The sequence below is a fragment of the Agrobacterium sp. CNPSo 2736 genome (assembly GCF_004005385.1).
GTDB lineage: Bacteria > Pseudomonadota > Alphaproteobacteria > Rhizobiales > Rhizobiaceae > Agrobacterium > Agrobacterium leguminum.
The window spans coordinates 85,746-98,605 of the sequence record NZ_RZTX01000016.1 but is presented as its reverse complement, the minus strand read 5'-3'; the positions used below and the strand labels follow the sequence as shown (position 1 = coordinate 98,605).

Annotated in this window: 17 protein-coding genes; 16 read left to right on the top strand and 1 reads right to left on the bottom strand. The window is 59.8% G+C overall.

Features of this window, described 5'->3' with window-relative positions; genetic code table 11:
* Nucleotides 1–27: 27 nt before the first annotated feature.
* The 16 genes from urtE (at nucleotide 28) to EM858_RS21775 (ending at nucleotide 11,957) form a co-directional block, all read left to right on the top strand.
* Nucleotides 28–723 carry an urea ABC transporter ATP-binding subunit UrtE gene (gene urtE, locus EM858_RS21850; RefSeq protein ID WP_031233384.1) on the top strand — a complete coding sequence of 232 codons (696 nt, stop codon included), beginning with the start codon at nucleotides 28–30 and terminating at the stop codon, nucleotides 721–723.
* A gap of 255 nt (nucleotides 724–978) precedes the next feature.
* Nucleotides 979–2,232, top strand: a complete 1,254-nt coding sequence (locus tag EM858_RS21845) for a PHB depolymerase family esterase (protein WP_127757945.1) — start codon at nucleotides 979–981, stop codon at nucleotides 2,230–2,232.
* Complete coding sequence (locus tag EM858_RS21840; RefSeq protein WP_164865520.1) at nucleotides 2,139–2,990, top strand: urease accessory protein UreD; 852 nt, start codon at nucleotides 2,139–2,141, stop codon at nucleotides 2,988–2,990. The genes EM858_RS21845 and EM858_RS21840 overlap by 94 nt, the downstream gene beginning before the upstream one ends.
* 105 nt (nucleotides 2,991–3,095) lie before the next feature.
* Entirely contained in the window at nucleotides 3,096–3,398 is a 303-nt protein-coding gene (locus EM858_RS21835) for an urease subunit gamma (protein WP_127757968.1), read from the top strand.
* An 11-nt stretch (nucleotides 3,399–3,409) separates the two neighbouring features.
* Nucleotides 3,410–3,667, top strand: a complete 258-nt coding sequence (locus EM858_RS21830) for a DUF1272 domain-containing protein (RefSeq protein WP_127757944.1) — start codon at nucleotides 3,410–3,412, stop codon at nucleotides 3,665–3,667.
* A gap of 18 nt (nucleotides 3,668–3,685) precedes the next feature.
* Complete coding sequence (locus EM858_RS21825; RefSeq protein ID WP_003520607.1) at nucleotides 3,686–3,991, top strand: urease subunit beta; 306 nt, start codon at nucleotides 3,686–3,688, stop codon at nucleotides 3,989–3,991.
* A gap of 1 nt (nucleotide 3,992) precedes the next feature.
* Complete coding sequence (locus EM858_RS21820) at nucleotides 3,993–4,349, top strand: GFA family protein (RefSeq protein WP_127757943.1); 357 nt, start codon at nucleotides 3,993–3,995, stop codon at nucleotides 4,347–4,349.
* A 3-nt stretch (nucleotides 4,350–4,352) separates the two neighbouring features.
* On the top strand, nucleotides 4,353–4,775 hold the full coding sequence (locus tag EM858_RS21815; protein WP_127757942.1) for a lysozyme inhibitor LprI family protein: 423 nt from the start codon (nucleotides 4,353–4,355) through the stop codon (nucleotides 4,773–4,775).
* Between the two features lie 15 nt (nucleotides 4,776–4,790).
* Entirely contained in the window at nucleotides 4,791–5,573 is a 783-nt protein-coding gene (locus EM858_RS21810; RefSeq protein WP_127757941.1) for a hypothetical protein, read from the top strand.
* A gap of 46 nt (nucleotides 5,574–5,619) precedes the next feature.
* Nucleotides 5,620–7,329, top strand: a complete 1,710-nt coding sequence (gene ureC, locus EM858_RS21805) for an urease subunit alpha (protein WP_127757940.1) — start codon at nucleotides 5,620–5,622, stop codon at nucleotides 7,327–7,329.
* A gap of 15 nt (nucleotides 7,330–7,344) precedes the next feature.
* Nucleotides 7,345–8,208, top strand: coding sequence for a hypothetical protein (locus tag EM858_RS21800; protein ID WP_127757939.1), 864 nt, complete (start codon nucleotides 7,345–7,347; stop codon nucleotides 8,206–8,208).
* 150 nt (nucleotides 8,209–8,358) lie between these two features.
* Nucleotides 8,359–8,895 carry a peroxiredoxin gene (locus EM858_RS21795; protein WP_003520599.1) on the top strand — a complete coding sequence of 179 codons (537 nt, stop codon included), beginning with the start codon at nucleotides 8,359–8,361 and terminating at the stop codon, nucleotides 8,893–8,895.
* Nucleotides 8,896–9,267: 372 nt separating this feature from the next.
* On the top strand, nucleotides 9,268–9,753 hold the full coding sequence (gene ureE / locus EM858_RS21790) for an urease accessory protein UreE (protein WP_164865519.1): 486 nt from the start codon (nucleotides 9,268–9,270) through the stop codon (nucleotides 9,751–9,753).
* Between the two features lie 3 nt (nucleotides 9,754–9,756).
* On the top strand, nucleotides 9,757–10,428 hold the full coding sequence (locus EM858_RS21785; RefSeq protein ID WP_164865518.1) for an urease accessory protein UreF: 672 nt from the start codon (nucleotides 9,757–9,759) through the stop codon (nucleotides 10,426–10,428).
* A gap of 89 nt (nucleotides 10,429–10,517) precedes the next feature.
* Entirely contained in the window at nucleotides 10,518–11,129 is a 612-nt protein-coding gene (ureG, locus tag EM858_RS21780) for an urease accessory protein UreG (protein ID WP_003520595.1), read from the top strand.
* 3 nt (nucleotides 11,130–11,132) lie between these two features.
* Nucleotides 11,133–11,957 (top strand): MBL fold metallo-hydrolase, encoded by an 825-nt coding sequence (locus tag EM858_RS21775; RefSeq protein WP_127757937.1) that lies wholly within the window; start codon nucleotides 11,133–11,135, stop codon nucleotides 11,955–11,957.
* 72 nt (nucleotides 11,958–12,029) lie between these two features.
* On the opposite strand, the gene EM858_RS21770 is transcribed toward EM858_RS21775, so the two are convergent.
* Nucleotides 12,030–12,719 carry a Crp/Fnr family transcriptional regulator gene (locus EM858_RS21770; RefSeq protein WP_003520592.1) on the bottom strand — a complete coding sequence of 230 codons (690 nt, stop codon included), beginning with the start codon at nucleotides 12,717–12,719 and terminating at the stop codon, nucleotides 12,030–12,032.
* Nucleotides 12,720–12,860 lie beyond the last annotated feature (141 nt).

The following is a 12,860-nucleotide window of genomic DNA, read 5'->3' as shown; positions in this document are numbered from 1 at the left end:
CCACCAATGCGCCGATGGAGTTTCACCATGCTGAACGTCGACAACATCAACCTCCATTACGGCGCGGCGCAGGCCCTGCGCGGCGTTTCGCTGACGGCGGAGATGGGCAAGATCACCTGCGTCCTCGGCCGCAACGGGGTGGGCAAAAGCTCGCTGCTGCGGGCCGTTACCGGCCAGCACGCCATCAGTGCCGGGACGATCAGCTTTGAAGGGGCGGCGCTGGATGGGCTGGCGCCTTACCACCGGGCCAAGCGCGGTGTCGGCTACGTGCCGCAGGGGCGGGAGATTTTTCCGTTGCTCAGCGTGCAGGAGAATCTCGAAAGCGGCTATGCGCCGCTGCCGCGTAAGGAACGGTTCATTCCGGATGATATTTTCAGCCTGTTTCCGGTGCTGCAATCCATGCTGGGAAGACGCGGCGGCGATCTCTCCGGCGGCCAGCAGCAGCAGCTCGCCATTGGCCGGGCGCTGGTGACGCGGCCGAAAATTCTCGTTCTCGACGAGCCGACCGAGGGCATTCAGCCGTCGATCATCAAGGATATCGGCCGGGCGATCAAATATCTGCGCGATTCCACCGGCATGGCCATCCTGCTGGTCGAGCAATATCTGGATTTCTGCCGCGAGCTAGCCGATTACGTCTACATCATGGACCGGGGTGAAATCGTGCATCAGGGCCTGGCCGAAACGCTGGATACGCCGGAAGCGCGGCGTCATCTGACAGTATAAATCGAGACTAAAAATGCTGCGCGCCGATCACGGCGTGCAAACGGCCGATTAATATTTTGAAAGCCTATGCGTCTCGACATGGCTTTCATGCGTAATTTTAGCATTTCATTGAATAATTGCCTGTGATATTGGCAGCGAAAATGCTGCATGCGAGACACAGGAAAAGTCTATTCGCACGCCGCGACAGTTGATCCCTTACATTCCACGCACGTCCGACGTATCGTCGGGAAAACCGTGCCCAATAAAGGCGTGTCAATGCATCAAGACTTTGCCATTGGCCGGGCCGCCCGGCTGTTCCGCTCCGCCCGCACCCTCTTTCTGGGTCTTGCGATGTGCGCGAGCGCCGGTGTCGCAGCGTCGGCATCGACCTGCGGTCAGTTGCCCGGACCCGGCATGGAACCGGGCAGGCACGATTTTTCCATTCTCTCCAACGGTGAAAAACGCGACGGCGTCTATTTTGTTCCCTCGGCCTATGATGGAAAAAAGCCGCTGCCCGTGGTGTTCGATTTCCATGGCTCCAACAGCAATCCGCATGGCCAGCTGAACCGCAGCGGCTGGGACAAGCTGGCCGAGCGTGACGGTCTGGTGGTGGTGGCGCTGGCCGGCAGCCTCAATGGCGAATTGCCCGGCACCCACGCCTGGAATGTTCCCGGTGTTACCAAGCGTCCGGGCGGGCTGGACGAGGTTGGCTTCATTCGCGATGCCATCACCATGGTGAAGGGCAAGTTCTGCGTGGATGAGGAGCGTTTTTACGGTTCCGGTTATTCCGGCGGCGGGCGCATGCTGTCGCAATTCATCTGCAATGGCAGCGCGGATTTCACCGCTGCCGGTTTCGTCGCCTCGCTGCGCGCGGGTTATCCGCTGGAGACCGAAGGCAAGTGGGGCCCGGATGCGGCAAGCTGCACGCCGGCGCGGCCGATGTCGATCATCGCCTTTGCCGGGCTGAAGGATCCCGCCAACCCCTATCAGGGCGGCGGCAAGTCCTATTGGCAATATGGCGGCGAGACGGCGCTGAAGCGCTGGGCCGAGATGGACGGCTGCAAGGGCGCCGCCAAAAGCAAGGTGGGCGAAAGTTTCACCGTCAATTCCTATGATGTCTGCAAGGCCGGCGCACGCATTCAGTCCTATGTCATCAACGACTGGGACCACGCCTGGCCGCGCGCCACCATGAAGGCGGAAGTGCTGGCCGCAAGCGCCGTCGTCACCCGCAAGCCGGGCGGCGAACAGACGCCCAAGGCGGAACCGGCCGTGGAGCGCAAGATGCCCACAGGCGAAGTGACGCGCACGGTTGATGCGGCCGAAAGAATGTGGGATTTCTTCCGCAATACGGAAGGGCAGCTGGTCGTGGATGCCGTCGTCAAGAAGGATTGCGGCGCAAAGGCCTCATCCGCTTCCGCAACCGCTTCGGAGACCGCGTGCAGCCAGAACAGCAAGCCATCGGCCCTTCCGGTCGCCAAGACGCTCAACCTGTCCGGCAGCAGCGCGCCCGTGGCAGAGGACGCATTGTAACCAAAGTGGTTGAAGGGCGCAGCCGGCTGGAGGAACTGTTCCAGGAAGGCTGCGCCAAAATCCGCCTGCCGGAAACCTTTTCGAACGAAGCCGAAGCCATTCTCATCAATTCCTCCGGCGGCCTGACCGGCGGAGACGAGATCGAATGGCAGGCGGTTGCCGGCGCCGGCACCTCGCTGGTGGTAACCACGCAGGCCTGCGAGAAGGTCTACAAGGCATCCTCCGGCACAGCCACCGTTACCGCCCGCGTTTCCGCCGGGCCGGGCGCCAGATTGCACTGGCTGCCGCAGGAAACAATCCTTTTCGACCGGGCGTCGCTAACCCGCCGGCTGGAAGCCGATCTCGACCAGTCTTCCGAATTCATCGCTGTCGAAGCCGTGCTGCTCGGCCGCCAGGCCATGGGCGAGGCGATGACGCGTGGTCTTTTTCGCGACCGCTGGCGCATTCGCCACGGGGGTAAGCTGGTGCATGCCGAAGAGCTTCTGCTGGAAGGCGAGGTAGCGGCGCTGACCGCGAAACCGGCGGTTCTGGCCGGTCAGGTCGCCTTTGCGACGCTGTTTTATATCGGGCCGTTGGCCGAGGCACTTCTGCCTAAAATCCGGGCTATTGCCGGGGAAAGCGGCGGCGCCAGCGAATGGCAGGGCAAGCTTGTCGTTCGCGTCTCTGCCGAAGATGGTTTCTCCTTGAGAAAATTACTTTTTCCGATCATTTCGCTCTTGCGAAACGGCGCGCCAGTGCCGAAAGTCTGGAATCTGTAAACCCTTCGGATCGTCGGCAACCGGCGGCCTTCGGGGTCTGTCAACATGTCGGATCTGCTTGCCGCAACCATGCTTGCGGAACAGGTTCCAAGCTGCGGGACCACGATGAACCTTAGCCCAAGAGAAAAAGACAAGCTGCTGATTTCCATGGCCGCCATGGTGGCGCGCCGCCGGCTGGAACGCGGCGTGAAGCTGAACTATCCCGAAGCGATTGTGCTGATTACCGATTTCGTGGTCGAGGGCGCACGCGACGGCCGCGCCGTGGCCGAGCTGATGGAAGCCGGCGCGCATGTCATTTCCCGCGACCAGGTGATGGAAGGCATCGCCGAAATGATCCATGATGTGCAGGTGGAAGCGACGTTTCCCGATGGCACCAAGCTGGTGACCGTTCACGAACCGATCCGGTAAAGGGGGCGAATATGGCGCTGGAGCTTCGGCCCAATTGCGAATGCTGCGACCGCGATCTTGCTCCCGACAGCCGGGATGCGATGATCTGCTCGTTCGAATGCACCTTCTGCGTCGATTGCGTGACGGGTGTGCTGCACGGCGCCTGCCCGAATTGCGGCGGTGAGCTGGTTCGCAGGCCCGTTCGCCCCGCGGCGAAACTCGTCAATAATCCCGCGTCGACACGGCGCGTCCTGAAGGCCGAAGGCTGCACGGCGGCCAACGCTGCCTGAGACAAAAGGGGAAATACCATGAAACCCGGCGAAATCATTGCCGCAGAGGGCAGCATCGAACTCAATGCCGGCCAACCGACCGTGACCATCGAAGTCGCCAATTCGGGCGACCGGCCGGTGCAGGTGGGCAGCCACTATCATTTCTATGAGACCAATGCGGGTCTTCTCTTCGACCGCGACAAGGCGCGCGGCATGCGCCTCGATATTCCCGCCGGCACGGCGGTTCGTTTCGAACCCGGCCAGAAGCGGGAAGTGACGCTGGTGCCGCTTTCCGGCAAGCGAGAGGTTTACGGTTTCCGTCAACAGGTCATGGGGAGGTTATGAAATGGCGACGGCGCATTATCATGGAAGCTGCCAGTGTGGCTATGTGAGCTTCGAGGTCGATGCCGATCTCGATCACACCATCGTCTGCAATTGTTCGCGCTGCAAGCGTCTCGGTTCCACGCTGGCCTTTGCGCCGCGTGAGAAATTCACGCTGCTTTCCGGCGAGGACAAGCTGGCGGAATATCTCTTCAACAAACACAAGATCCATCATCTTTTCTGCTCCACCTGCGGCATCGAGAGCTTTGCTTATGCCGACGGGCCGGATGGAACGCCGATGGTGGCGGTCAATGCCAATTGTCTCGATGGTGTCGATCCCCGGGCGTTGAAGCCGCGGGCTTTCGATGGCGCGGCGGCCTGAGCGATGGAGATGAGCCGAAAAAACGCCCTTCTGGCGGCCGTGCTTCTTTGTGCGACCGCCGGCCTGTCCATGCCGGCCGCCGCGCAGGGCGAGCCGGATTGCAAGGCCCCGCAGACGCAGGCGGACATGACCATCTGCGCCGGCAAGGATTACGAAAAGGCCGACAAGAAACTCAACGTCGAATATCAGAAGCTGCGCAAGCTGCTCACCGAGCGCGACAGGACGGCGGATGCGGACGGCAAGGGTGCGACCGACGCGCTGGTGACTGCCCAGCGCGCCTGGGTGGCGTTTCGCGACGCCAATTGCGCGCTTTCAGGCTTTCAGGCTCGCGGCGGCTCGATGGAACCGATGTTGATCGCTTCCTGCCGCGCTGAGATGAGCGGCAAGCGGGCGGAAGAACTAAAAACGATGATCGACCAATTTTGAGTGCGGCCTGACACAATGAGCAATGAACATATATTATATATTCCGCGCCGTGCAAAAATCGCGATTACCGTCCTTGCGATATTTTTCTTCCTGCTCTCCATAGCAGTCGTTCTGTTCTTGCTGAATGAAAAGGTCGATGCGGGCGTGGTAACCACGGGGCTGACGCTCGCGCAGACATGCGCCGCCGGGCTGGGCGTTATTGCCGTGGTTTTTTATACTCGCTTTAACGTGAATGTCTCGTTTCTGAAGAAACGGACCGAGGATTTTCTCATTCGGGAAATACCGGATGCTCTGCGTATCGTCGAATATCAGGAAGGTCATTTCGGAGAATTGACCCCGTCTTACCGGCCAAACCCGCTGGTGACGAAAACCCGAATATTGGTGAATTACGATCAGGGCAACCACTATTGCCAGTACCGGGTGCTCGCTTATGGTGTTGATCAGAAAATATATGTTCAGGTGAATGTTAAGCGGCTGGTGGTCTCATATTTTCTCGATGCCGATCCGGTGGAGGGAGCCGATACGAGACATAGGCTGGAATATGTCGTCCGGGCTGCAGAGGCGGCCGGCTATACTTACAAATATGAGGATGTCCATGACAGCGCCCATCGGAACGTCTCTGTTCAGCTAAGATTGTTTAAAGACCTGTCGGACGATTTTTTGGTCAATGCCAGCGAACGTCTTTTCCTCGCGAATGATTTTGCCAGCATGACACGTGCTCTCATCAGGGCACTGCCCGAACGAGTTATAGATTTGCCACTGACCGGCGATTTCGCTGAAACGCCGGAAGTTGCCTAAGAAGATACGTCCGCGCCGTCGTTGTGTTTCCAAGGAGCCTGAGCCCATGCCTTACAAGATTTCCCGCGCCGCCTATGCCGGCATGTTCGGCCCGACCGTTGGCGACAAGGTGCGTCTTGCCGATACCGAACTCTTCATCGAAATCGAGAAGGACCACACGATCTATGGTGAGGAAGTGAAATTCGGCGGCGGCAAGGTCATTCGTGACGGCATGGGCCAAAGCCAGGCGACGCGGGCCGAAGGCGCGGTCGATACCGTCATCACCAATGTGGTGATCGTCGACCATAGCGGCATCTACAAGGCGGATGTGGGCCTGAAGAACGGCCGCATCCACGCCATCGGCAAGGCTGGTAACCCGGATACGCAGCCCGGCGTGACGATCATCGTCGGCCCGTCGACGGAGGCTATTGCCGGCGAAGGCAGGATACTGACGGCCGGCGGCATGGATGCGCATATCCATTACATCTGCCCGCAGCAGATCGAAGAAGCGCTGATGAGCGGCATCACCTGCATGCTGGGCGGCGGCTCCGGGCCGGCGCATGGCACGCTTGCCACCACATGCACCGGCGCATGGCACATTGAGCGGATGATCGAAAGCTTCGATGCCTTCCCGATGAATCTGGCGCTGGCGGGCAAGGGCAATGCATCGCTGCCCGCACCGCTGGAAGAGATGATCCTTGCCGGCGCGTCGTCGCTGAAGCTGCATGAGGACTGGGGCACGACGCCGGCCGCCATCGACAATTGCCTGACGGTGGCCGATCAATACGATGTGCAGGTGATGATCCACACCGATACGCTGAACGAAAGCGGTTTCGTGGAAGATACGGTCGCCGCCATCAAGGGCCGCACCATCCATGCCTTCCACACCGAAGGGGCGGGCGGCGGGCATGCGCCCGATATCATCAAGGTCTGCGGCAATCCCAACGTCATTCCGTCTTCCACCAACCCGACGCGGCCCTACACCGTCAACACGCTCGCCGAACATCTGGACATGCTGATGGTGTGCCACCACCTGTCGCCGTCCATTCCTGAAGATATTGCCTTCGCCGAAAGCCGTATCCGCAAGGAAACCATCGCGGCGGAGGATATTCTCCATGATATCGGCGCGTTTTCGATCATCTCTTCCGACAGCCAGGCCATGGGCCGCGTCGGCGAAGTGGCGATCCGCACCTGGCAGACGGCCGACAAGATGAAGCGCCAGCGCGGCCGCCTGAAGGAAGAGACGGGCGAAAACGACAATTTCCGTGTCCGCCGCTATATCGCCAAATATACGATCAACCCGGCCATCGCCCAGGGTGTCAGCCACGAGATCGGCTCCATCGAAGTCGGCAAGCGCGCCGATCTGGTTTTGTGGAATCCTGCCTTTTTCGGCGTGAAGCCGGAGATGGTGTTGCTCGGCGGTTCGATTGCCGCTGCCCCGATGGGCGATCCGAATGCCTCCATCCCCACACCGCAGCCGATGCATTACCGGCCGATGTTCGCCGCCTATGGCAAGCTGCGCACCAATTCCTCGGTCACTTTCGTGTCGCAGGCGTCGCTGGATGCGGGCCTTGCCCAGCGCCTCGGGGTCGCCAAGAAGCTGCTGCCGGTGAAGAATGTACGCGGCGGCATCTCCAAGGCGTCGATGATCCACAATTCGCTCACCCCACATATCGAGGTCGATCCGGAAACCTACGAAGTGCGGGCGGATGGCGAGCTTTTGACCTGCGAACCGGCAACGGTGCTGCCGATGGCGCAGCGTTATTTCCTGTTCTGACGGGGTTATGGGGTTATGCGTTTTTCACAGCGAATAGGAAAAGTCGCAATAGATGTTCCGATTCAAATAGAGGACATATCTCCCGAATTGAGGAACGGCCTATGGAATGGGATATATATATGTTTTCTAAAGGATGCTGATCTCAGTAGACACTGGAAAGGTGAGACGCTTGGTATCATAGCGCATCTGGGGCATCTGAATTTTTTCAAGCTGCCGGTTGATGAACTTCATGAATATGGTGACGATTACATTGCGTGGTTAAAGAAATGGTTTTTTGGACAGCCTTGGTTGGCCACATATGATTACGTCGATTGGTTGGCCAATTACGGTGCATTTTGGAACGCTTGGCAACCCGGTCAAGACCGCTATGACTCGGCAGTGAGGTTTCGTCAATTTATTAACAAGGTACTGGAAAAGGAAAATTCAGCCTATCGTTTCGTCGATCAGCATCTCGCCCAAGTTTCAAACGAGCATGAAGTTGATGAAATTGAAAAAGCGATAAAAACCGATGGTTTTTTCTCACCTGTGTCGATGCATATATCAGCTGCGGTGAAACTTATGTCTGATCGTGTAGAGCCTGATTTCCGAAACTCAATAAAAGAGTCGATTTCTGCTGTTGAATCTGCGGCTAAAATAGTCACCGGAAATTCGAGTGCGACATTGGGCGATGCACTTAAAACTTTGGGACGGGAGGGAGAGCTTCACCCTGCTCTTCGTGACGCATTTTTTAGGCTCTACGGCTGGACGAGTGACGCAGAGGGCATACGTCACTCTATGCTAGAGCAGTCAAAGCTAGATTTAGCTGACGCTCGGTTTATGCTTATAGCATGTAGCGCATTTTCGAATTTTTTAATCGATAAATCAAAAACTGGATCCTGAGTTCGTTTGCGGGAACGGGGCACTTAAAAGACTGTTTCGTGCGTTTTTATGCTGCACCGCAGCGCGTCTTGCGCTATGGAAACGGCAAAAGAATTCCGCGCGGATCGATCCCAAGCGATCCCCGCAAAACGCCAGAACAGGAGACAAGACATGCTCGGCAAAAAAGTGCCCGCCGTAACCTTCCGCACGCGCGTTCGCGATGAGGCCGTCGGTGGCCCCAACCCGTTCCGTTGGCAGGACATGACCTCCGACGATTATTTCAAGGGCAAGAAGGTCGTTCTGTTTTCGCTGCCCGGTGCCTTCACGCCGACCTGCTCGACCTACCAGCTTCCCGATTTCGAAAAGCTGGCGGGCGAGTTCCGCGCGCTCGGCGTCGATGACATCTATTGCCTGTCGGTCAATGACGCCTTTGTCATGAATGCCTGGGCAAAGGGCCAGAACCTCGAAAACGTCAAGGTCATTCCGGATGGTTCGGGTGAGTTCACCCGCAAGATGGGCATGCTGGTCGCCAAGGACAATCTCGGTTTCGGCATGCGCTCCTGGCGTTACGCCGCCGTCGTCAACGATGGCGTCGTCGAGCAGTGGTTCGAGGAAGAGGGCTATTCGGACAATTGCGAATCCGACCCCTATGGCGTTTCCGCGCCGCAGAACATTCTGGAAAACCTGAAGGCACGCGCGGCGGCCTGATTTCGGTTTTACGATTTTGCGAAAGCCCGGCCGCAATGCCGGGCTTTTTTCGTTTTCTGGGACGTGATTATTTTTCGCGGTGCCGCCTCATCCGCACACCGTCACCCCGGACCAGATCCGGAGTCTTTCGCGATCAAGTCCTTGATCGCGAAAGACTCCTCTCACGGCGCAGACGCGCCGTGGCTGGATGCCGGATCATCCTCGGGCCTGTTCCGGGGACCGGCATGACGGAGGAGAAGTTGCCGGACGCCTCAAGTCTTTCTGCCGGCAATGCCGGCCTTTTTCACGCCTTGCATTGTATCCACCTTGAAATCACCCCGCCTATCCGGCAAAAATCAGACCTCCAAGACTGTTTCTGAAACGGATCATCCCATGCTGCGCGTCACCTCCTATCATCCGGCCGGAACCCCTGCCGACGAAGCTTCCGGTTATGTCACCCTGGCGCATGACCAGCGGCATCTGCGCCGCAAGCTGCTGCATCTGCAAAATGACGAGATGGTGATGCTGGACCTGAGGGAAGCCGTGCTGTTTGCCCATGGCGACCTTCTGGTGGTGGAGAACGGCGACCTGATCGAGGTTCGTGCGGCGGATGAAAAGCTGTTCGAAATCAAGGCGAAGGATCGTCTTCACCTGATCGAGCTTGCCTGGCATCTGGGCAACCGGCATCTTTCCGCGCAGATCGAGGAAGAGCGTATTCTCATCCTGCGCGACCATGTCATTCGCGCCATGCTGGAAGGTCTGGGCGCCACCGTGCGTGAGGTGGAAGAGCCATTCCAGCCGGCGCGCGGCGCTTACCACGCCCATGGCGGCCATTCCCATGGTCATGACCACGGGCATCACCATCACGATCACGGCTGAGCCGTGAGTGAAGATCGCGGCGTCGCCGCGCTGCTGCGGCTGATGGCCTGGATGTCGCCGGCCTTTCCCGTCGGTGGTTTTTCTTATTCCGGCGGGCTTGAAAAGGCGGTGGAAGATCGGCGCGTCGGCGATGCGACGGCCCTGCGCGACTGGCTCGAAACGCTGCTGCGCCACGGCAGCCTGTGGAACGATGCGGTGTTTCTGGCGCATGCCTGGCGCAGCGCCGGGGATGCGGCCGTGTTGAGCGAAACGGCCGATCTGGCGCGGGCGCTGGCCGGTTCGGCGGAGCGATACCGCGAGACGGTGCTTCTGGGCGATGCCTTCGTTGCCGCCGCCGGCGCCTGGCCGCATGCGGTTCTGGACCTGCTGCCGAAAGACGTTCCCTATCCCGTCGCCGTCGGGGCGGTCGCCGCCGGTCATGCGGTGCCGCTCAGGGAAACGATTGCCGCCTTTTTGCATGCCGGCGCCTCGCAGATCGTTTCAGCGGGCATCCGCCTCGGGGTCGCGGGACAGAGGGATGGCGTTGCCATTCTGGCCGCAAGCGAGGCGATCATCGCGGAGATGGCGGCGTGGGCGATGCAATCCACGCTCGACGATCTCGGCAGCGCGACGATCATCGCCGATACGGCAGCCATGCGCCATGAAACGCAGGGCACCCGGCTTTTCCGGTCCTGAAAGGGCGGCACGATCCTTGCATATATTGAAGCGTCCCGTTGAGGGACTATGGTGAAACAAGACCAAAGCATATCGAAGGGAACAGAGTGATGAAATCGGGTAATGGGCCGCTGCGCGTCGGCATTGGCGGGCCGGTCGGTTCTGGCAAGACGGCGCTGACGGAAAAGCTCTGCAAGGCGATGAGCGCGGATTATTCGGTCGCGGTCGTCACCAACGATATCTACACCAAGGAAGACGCCGAGGCGCTGGTGCGCATGCAGGCGCTGCCGTCCGAGCGTATCGTCGGGGTCGAGACGGGCGGTTGCCCGCATACCGCCATTCGCGAGGATGCGACGATCAATCTGCAGGCGATTGCCGGGCTCAATGCGCGGTTTCCTGATCTCGATGTGGTCTTCATCGAATCCGGCGGCGACAATCTCGCCGCGACCTTTTCGCCTGATCTTGCCGATATCACCATCTATGTCATCTCCGTCTGTCAGGGTGAGGAAATTCCGCGCAAGGGCGGGCCGGGCATCACCCGCTCGGACCTGCTGGTCATCAACAAGAAGGACCTTGCGCCCTATGTCGGCGCTGACCTCACCGTCATGGACAGCGATGCGACCCGCATGCGCAACGCCATGCCCTTCGTCTTCACCGATATGAAACGCGGCGACGGCGTGGATCGCATCGTCGGTTTTCTGAAAGAGCAGGGCGGTCTCTGAAATATGGCTATCTCCCGCCGTTTCGGCGCTTACGAGGTTTCCCGTTTTGTCGACGGTGTCTACAAGGCGCCGGTCGGCCATCTCATCCACCGTCAGGGCGCCGAAGCGCTGGCTGCGGCCCTTGCCAGCCATCGGGGCGAAACGGTGGACATGGACGTCAACTGCTTCGCGCTGTCCGGCCCTGACGGCATCTGGCTGATCGATGCCGGTTGCGGCACGGCCTGGGGTGCAGCCTATGGCCATGCCCGCGCGGCGATGATCGCCGCCGGGATTCAGCCGGCCGATGTGACGCGTGTCATCCTCACCCATATTCATGGCGACCATGCGCTTGGCCTCATCGATGGCGAGCGGCCTTATTTCCCCAATGCCGACATATGGGTGCCCGAGGCCGATCTCGGCTTTTTCAGCAGCGCGGAGGCGCGCAAGAGCCTGCCGCCCGCCCGGCAGGGCGGTTTCGACCTTGCCGCGCGGCTGCTCGACATTTGTGGCCCGATGCTGCGGCCGATCCCCATGGGCGCGGTCGCCGAGGGTATCGAGGCAGTCGCCATGCCCGGCCATACGCCGGGGCATACCGGTTATCTGATCGGCAATGGCGACGAGCGGCTGTTATTGTGGGGCGACGTGCTGCATGTCAGCGAGTTGCAGGTGAAAGATCCCGGCGTCGGTTTCGTCTACGATATCGATTCCGCGCTTGCTTACGAAACACGCCTCAAGGCGCTGGCCGAGGCCGCCGACCATGGCTGGCTGGTTTCCGGCGGTCATCTGGGCGGATTTTTCCGTGTCGAGCGGCAGGGCGACAGCTTCCGTTTCGTGCCGCAACCGGGCTGATTTTCCGATTTCGGACATGCAGAAGGGCGGAATGCCCGATGGCGTCCCGTCCTTCATCCTCTCCCGGTATTTTCAGATCTGCTTCAGCGCGGCGACGTCATTGACCTGCACGATGCGTCCGCGCACGGTAACGCCAGCCTTTTTCAGTGCCGAAAAGGCGCGCGACAGCGCTTCCGGCGCGAGGCCGAGCTTGCCGGCGAGCAGGCTTTTCTGGAACGGCAGCCGCAGCGAAAAGGATGTCGCGTCGCGCGGCCCCTGATTGATGAGGTAATGGGCGACACGCTGCGGCGCTGTCTGCAGTCGGTCGTTGGCGATGCAATCCATGGTGGCTAGCAGGCTGTTGGACAGGCAACGCATGACGGCCTTGGCGATGGCCGGCTCCTGATCGATCAGACTGCGGATTCTCGCAAGTTCGAACCGCGCCACGGTGCAGCTTTCCGCCGCCTGCGCGCTATAGCGATAGGTATCGCTGCCGAAAATCAGGCATTCGTTGAAAGTATCGCCGGGGCCGCTGACGCGCACATCCGCCTCGCGCCCGTGCCGGTCCAGCCGGTAAAGCCTGATATAACCCGACAGCACGCAGTAGAAATGCTGCGCCGCTTCGCCTTCCTTGAAGAGCACATGGCGGGCGTTCACATTGGTGATGGTCGCCGCCTCCATCAGCTTCAACGCCGCCGCATCATCCGCTATCCCGATCAAGGGTGCACGCAGCAGAATGTTCCTGTCCCTGTTGCTCAGCTTCACGGTCTTGTTCACGTCCATCCGGCTCCCGCTCATACCTTTTGCCGGGCTGTCCGAAGCGAGACGAAACCGGGGATGTTCGTGTTCCCGCACGCCTATCTGAAAAGAGCTCATCGCATTATCCTTCGACCGGCAATTCCCGATGCGAGGGAGATTAGCAGT

Bases quoted from the DNA above. Each gene is read 5' to 3' on its own strand.
- urtE (WP_031233384.1), top strand. From the start codon at position 28: ATGCTGAACGTCGACAACATCAACCTCCATTACGGCGCGGCGCAGGCC.
- EM858_RS21845 (WP_127757945.1), top strand. From the start codon at position 979: ATGCATCAAGACTTTGCCATTGGCCGGGCCGCCCGGCTGTTCCGCTCC.
- EM858_RS21835 (WP_127757968.1), top strand. From the start codon at position 3,096: ATGAACCTTAGCCCAAGAGAAAAAGACAAGCTGCTGATTTCCATGGCC.
- EM858_RS21830 (WP_127757944.1), top strand. From the start codon at position 3,410: ATGGCGCTGGAGCTTCGGCCCAATTGCGAATGCTGCGACCGCGATCTT.
- EM858_RS21825 (WP_003520607.1), top strand. From the start codon at position 3,686: ATGAAACCCGGCGAAATCATTGCCGCAGAGGGCAGCATCGAACTCAAT.
- EM858_RS21820 (WP_127757943.1), top strand. From the start codon at position 3,993: ATGGCGACGGCGCATTATCATGGAAGCTGCCAGTGTGGCTATGTGAGC.
- EM858_RS21815 (WP_127757942.1), top strand. From the start codon at position 4,353: ATGGAGATGAGCCGAAAAAACGCCCTTCTGGCGGCCGTGCTTCTTTGT.
- EM858_RS21810 (WP_127757941.1), top strand. From the start codon at position 4,791: ATGAGCAATGAACATATATTATATATTCCGCGCCGTGCAAAAATCGCG.
- ureC (WP_127757940.1), top strand. From the start codon at position 5,620: ATGCCTTACAAGATTTCCCGCGCCGCCTATGCCGGCATGTTCGGCCCG.
- EM858_RS21800 (WP_127757939.1), top strand. From the start codon at position 7,345: ATGCGTTTTTCACAGCGAATAGGAAAAGTCGCAATAGATGTTCCGATT.
- EM858_RS21795 (WP_003520599.1), top strand. From the start codon at position 8,359: ATGCTCGGCAAAAAAGTGCCCGCCGTAACCTTCCGCACGCGCGTTCGC.
- ureE (WP_164865519.1), top strand. From the start codon at position 9,268: ATGCTGCGCGTCACCTCCTATCATCCGGCCGGAACCCCTGCCGACGAA.
- ureG (WP_003520595.1), top strand. From the start codon at position 10,518: ATGAAATCGGGTAATGGGCCGCTGCGCGTCGGCATTGGCGGGCCGGTC.
- EM858_RS21775 (WP_127757937.1), top strand. From the start codon at position 11,133: ATGGCTATCTCCCGCCGTTTCGGCGCTTACGAGGTTTCCCGTTTTGTC.
- EM858_RS21770 (WP_003520592.1), bottom strand. From the start codon at position 12,719: ATGGACGTGAACAAGACCGTGAAGCTGAGCAACAGGGACAGGAACATT.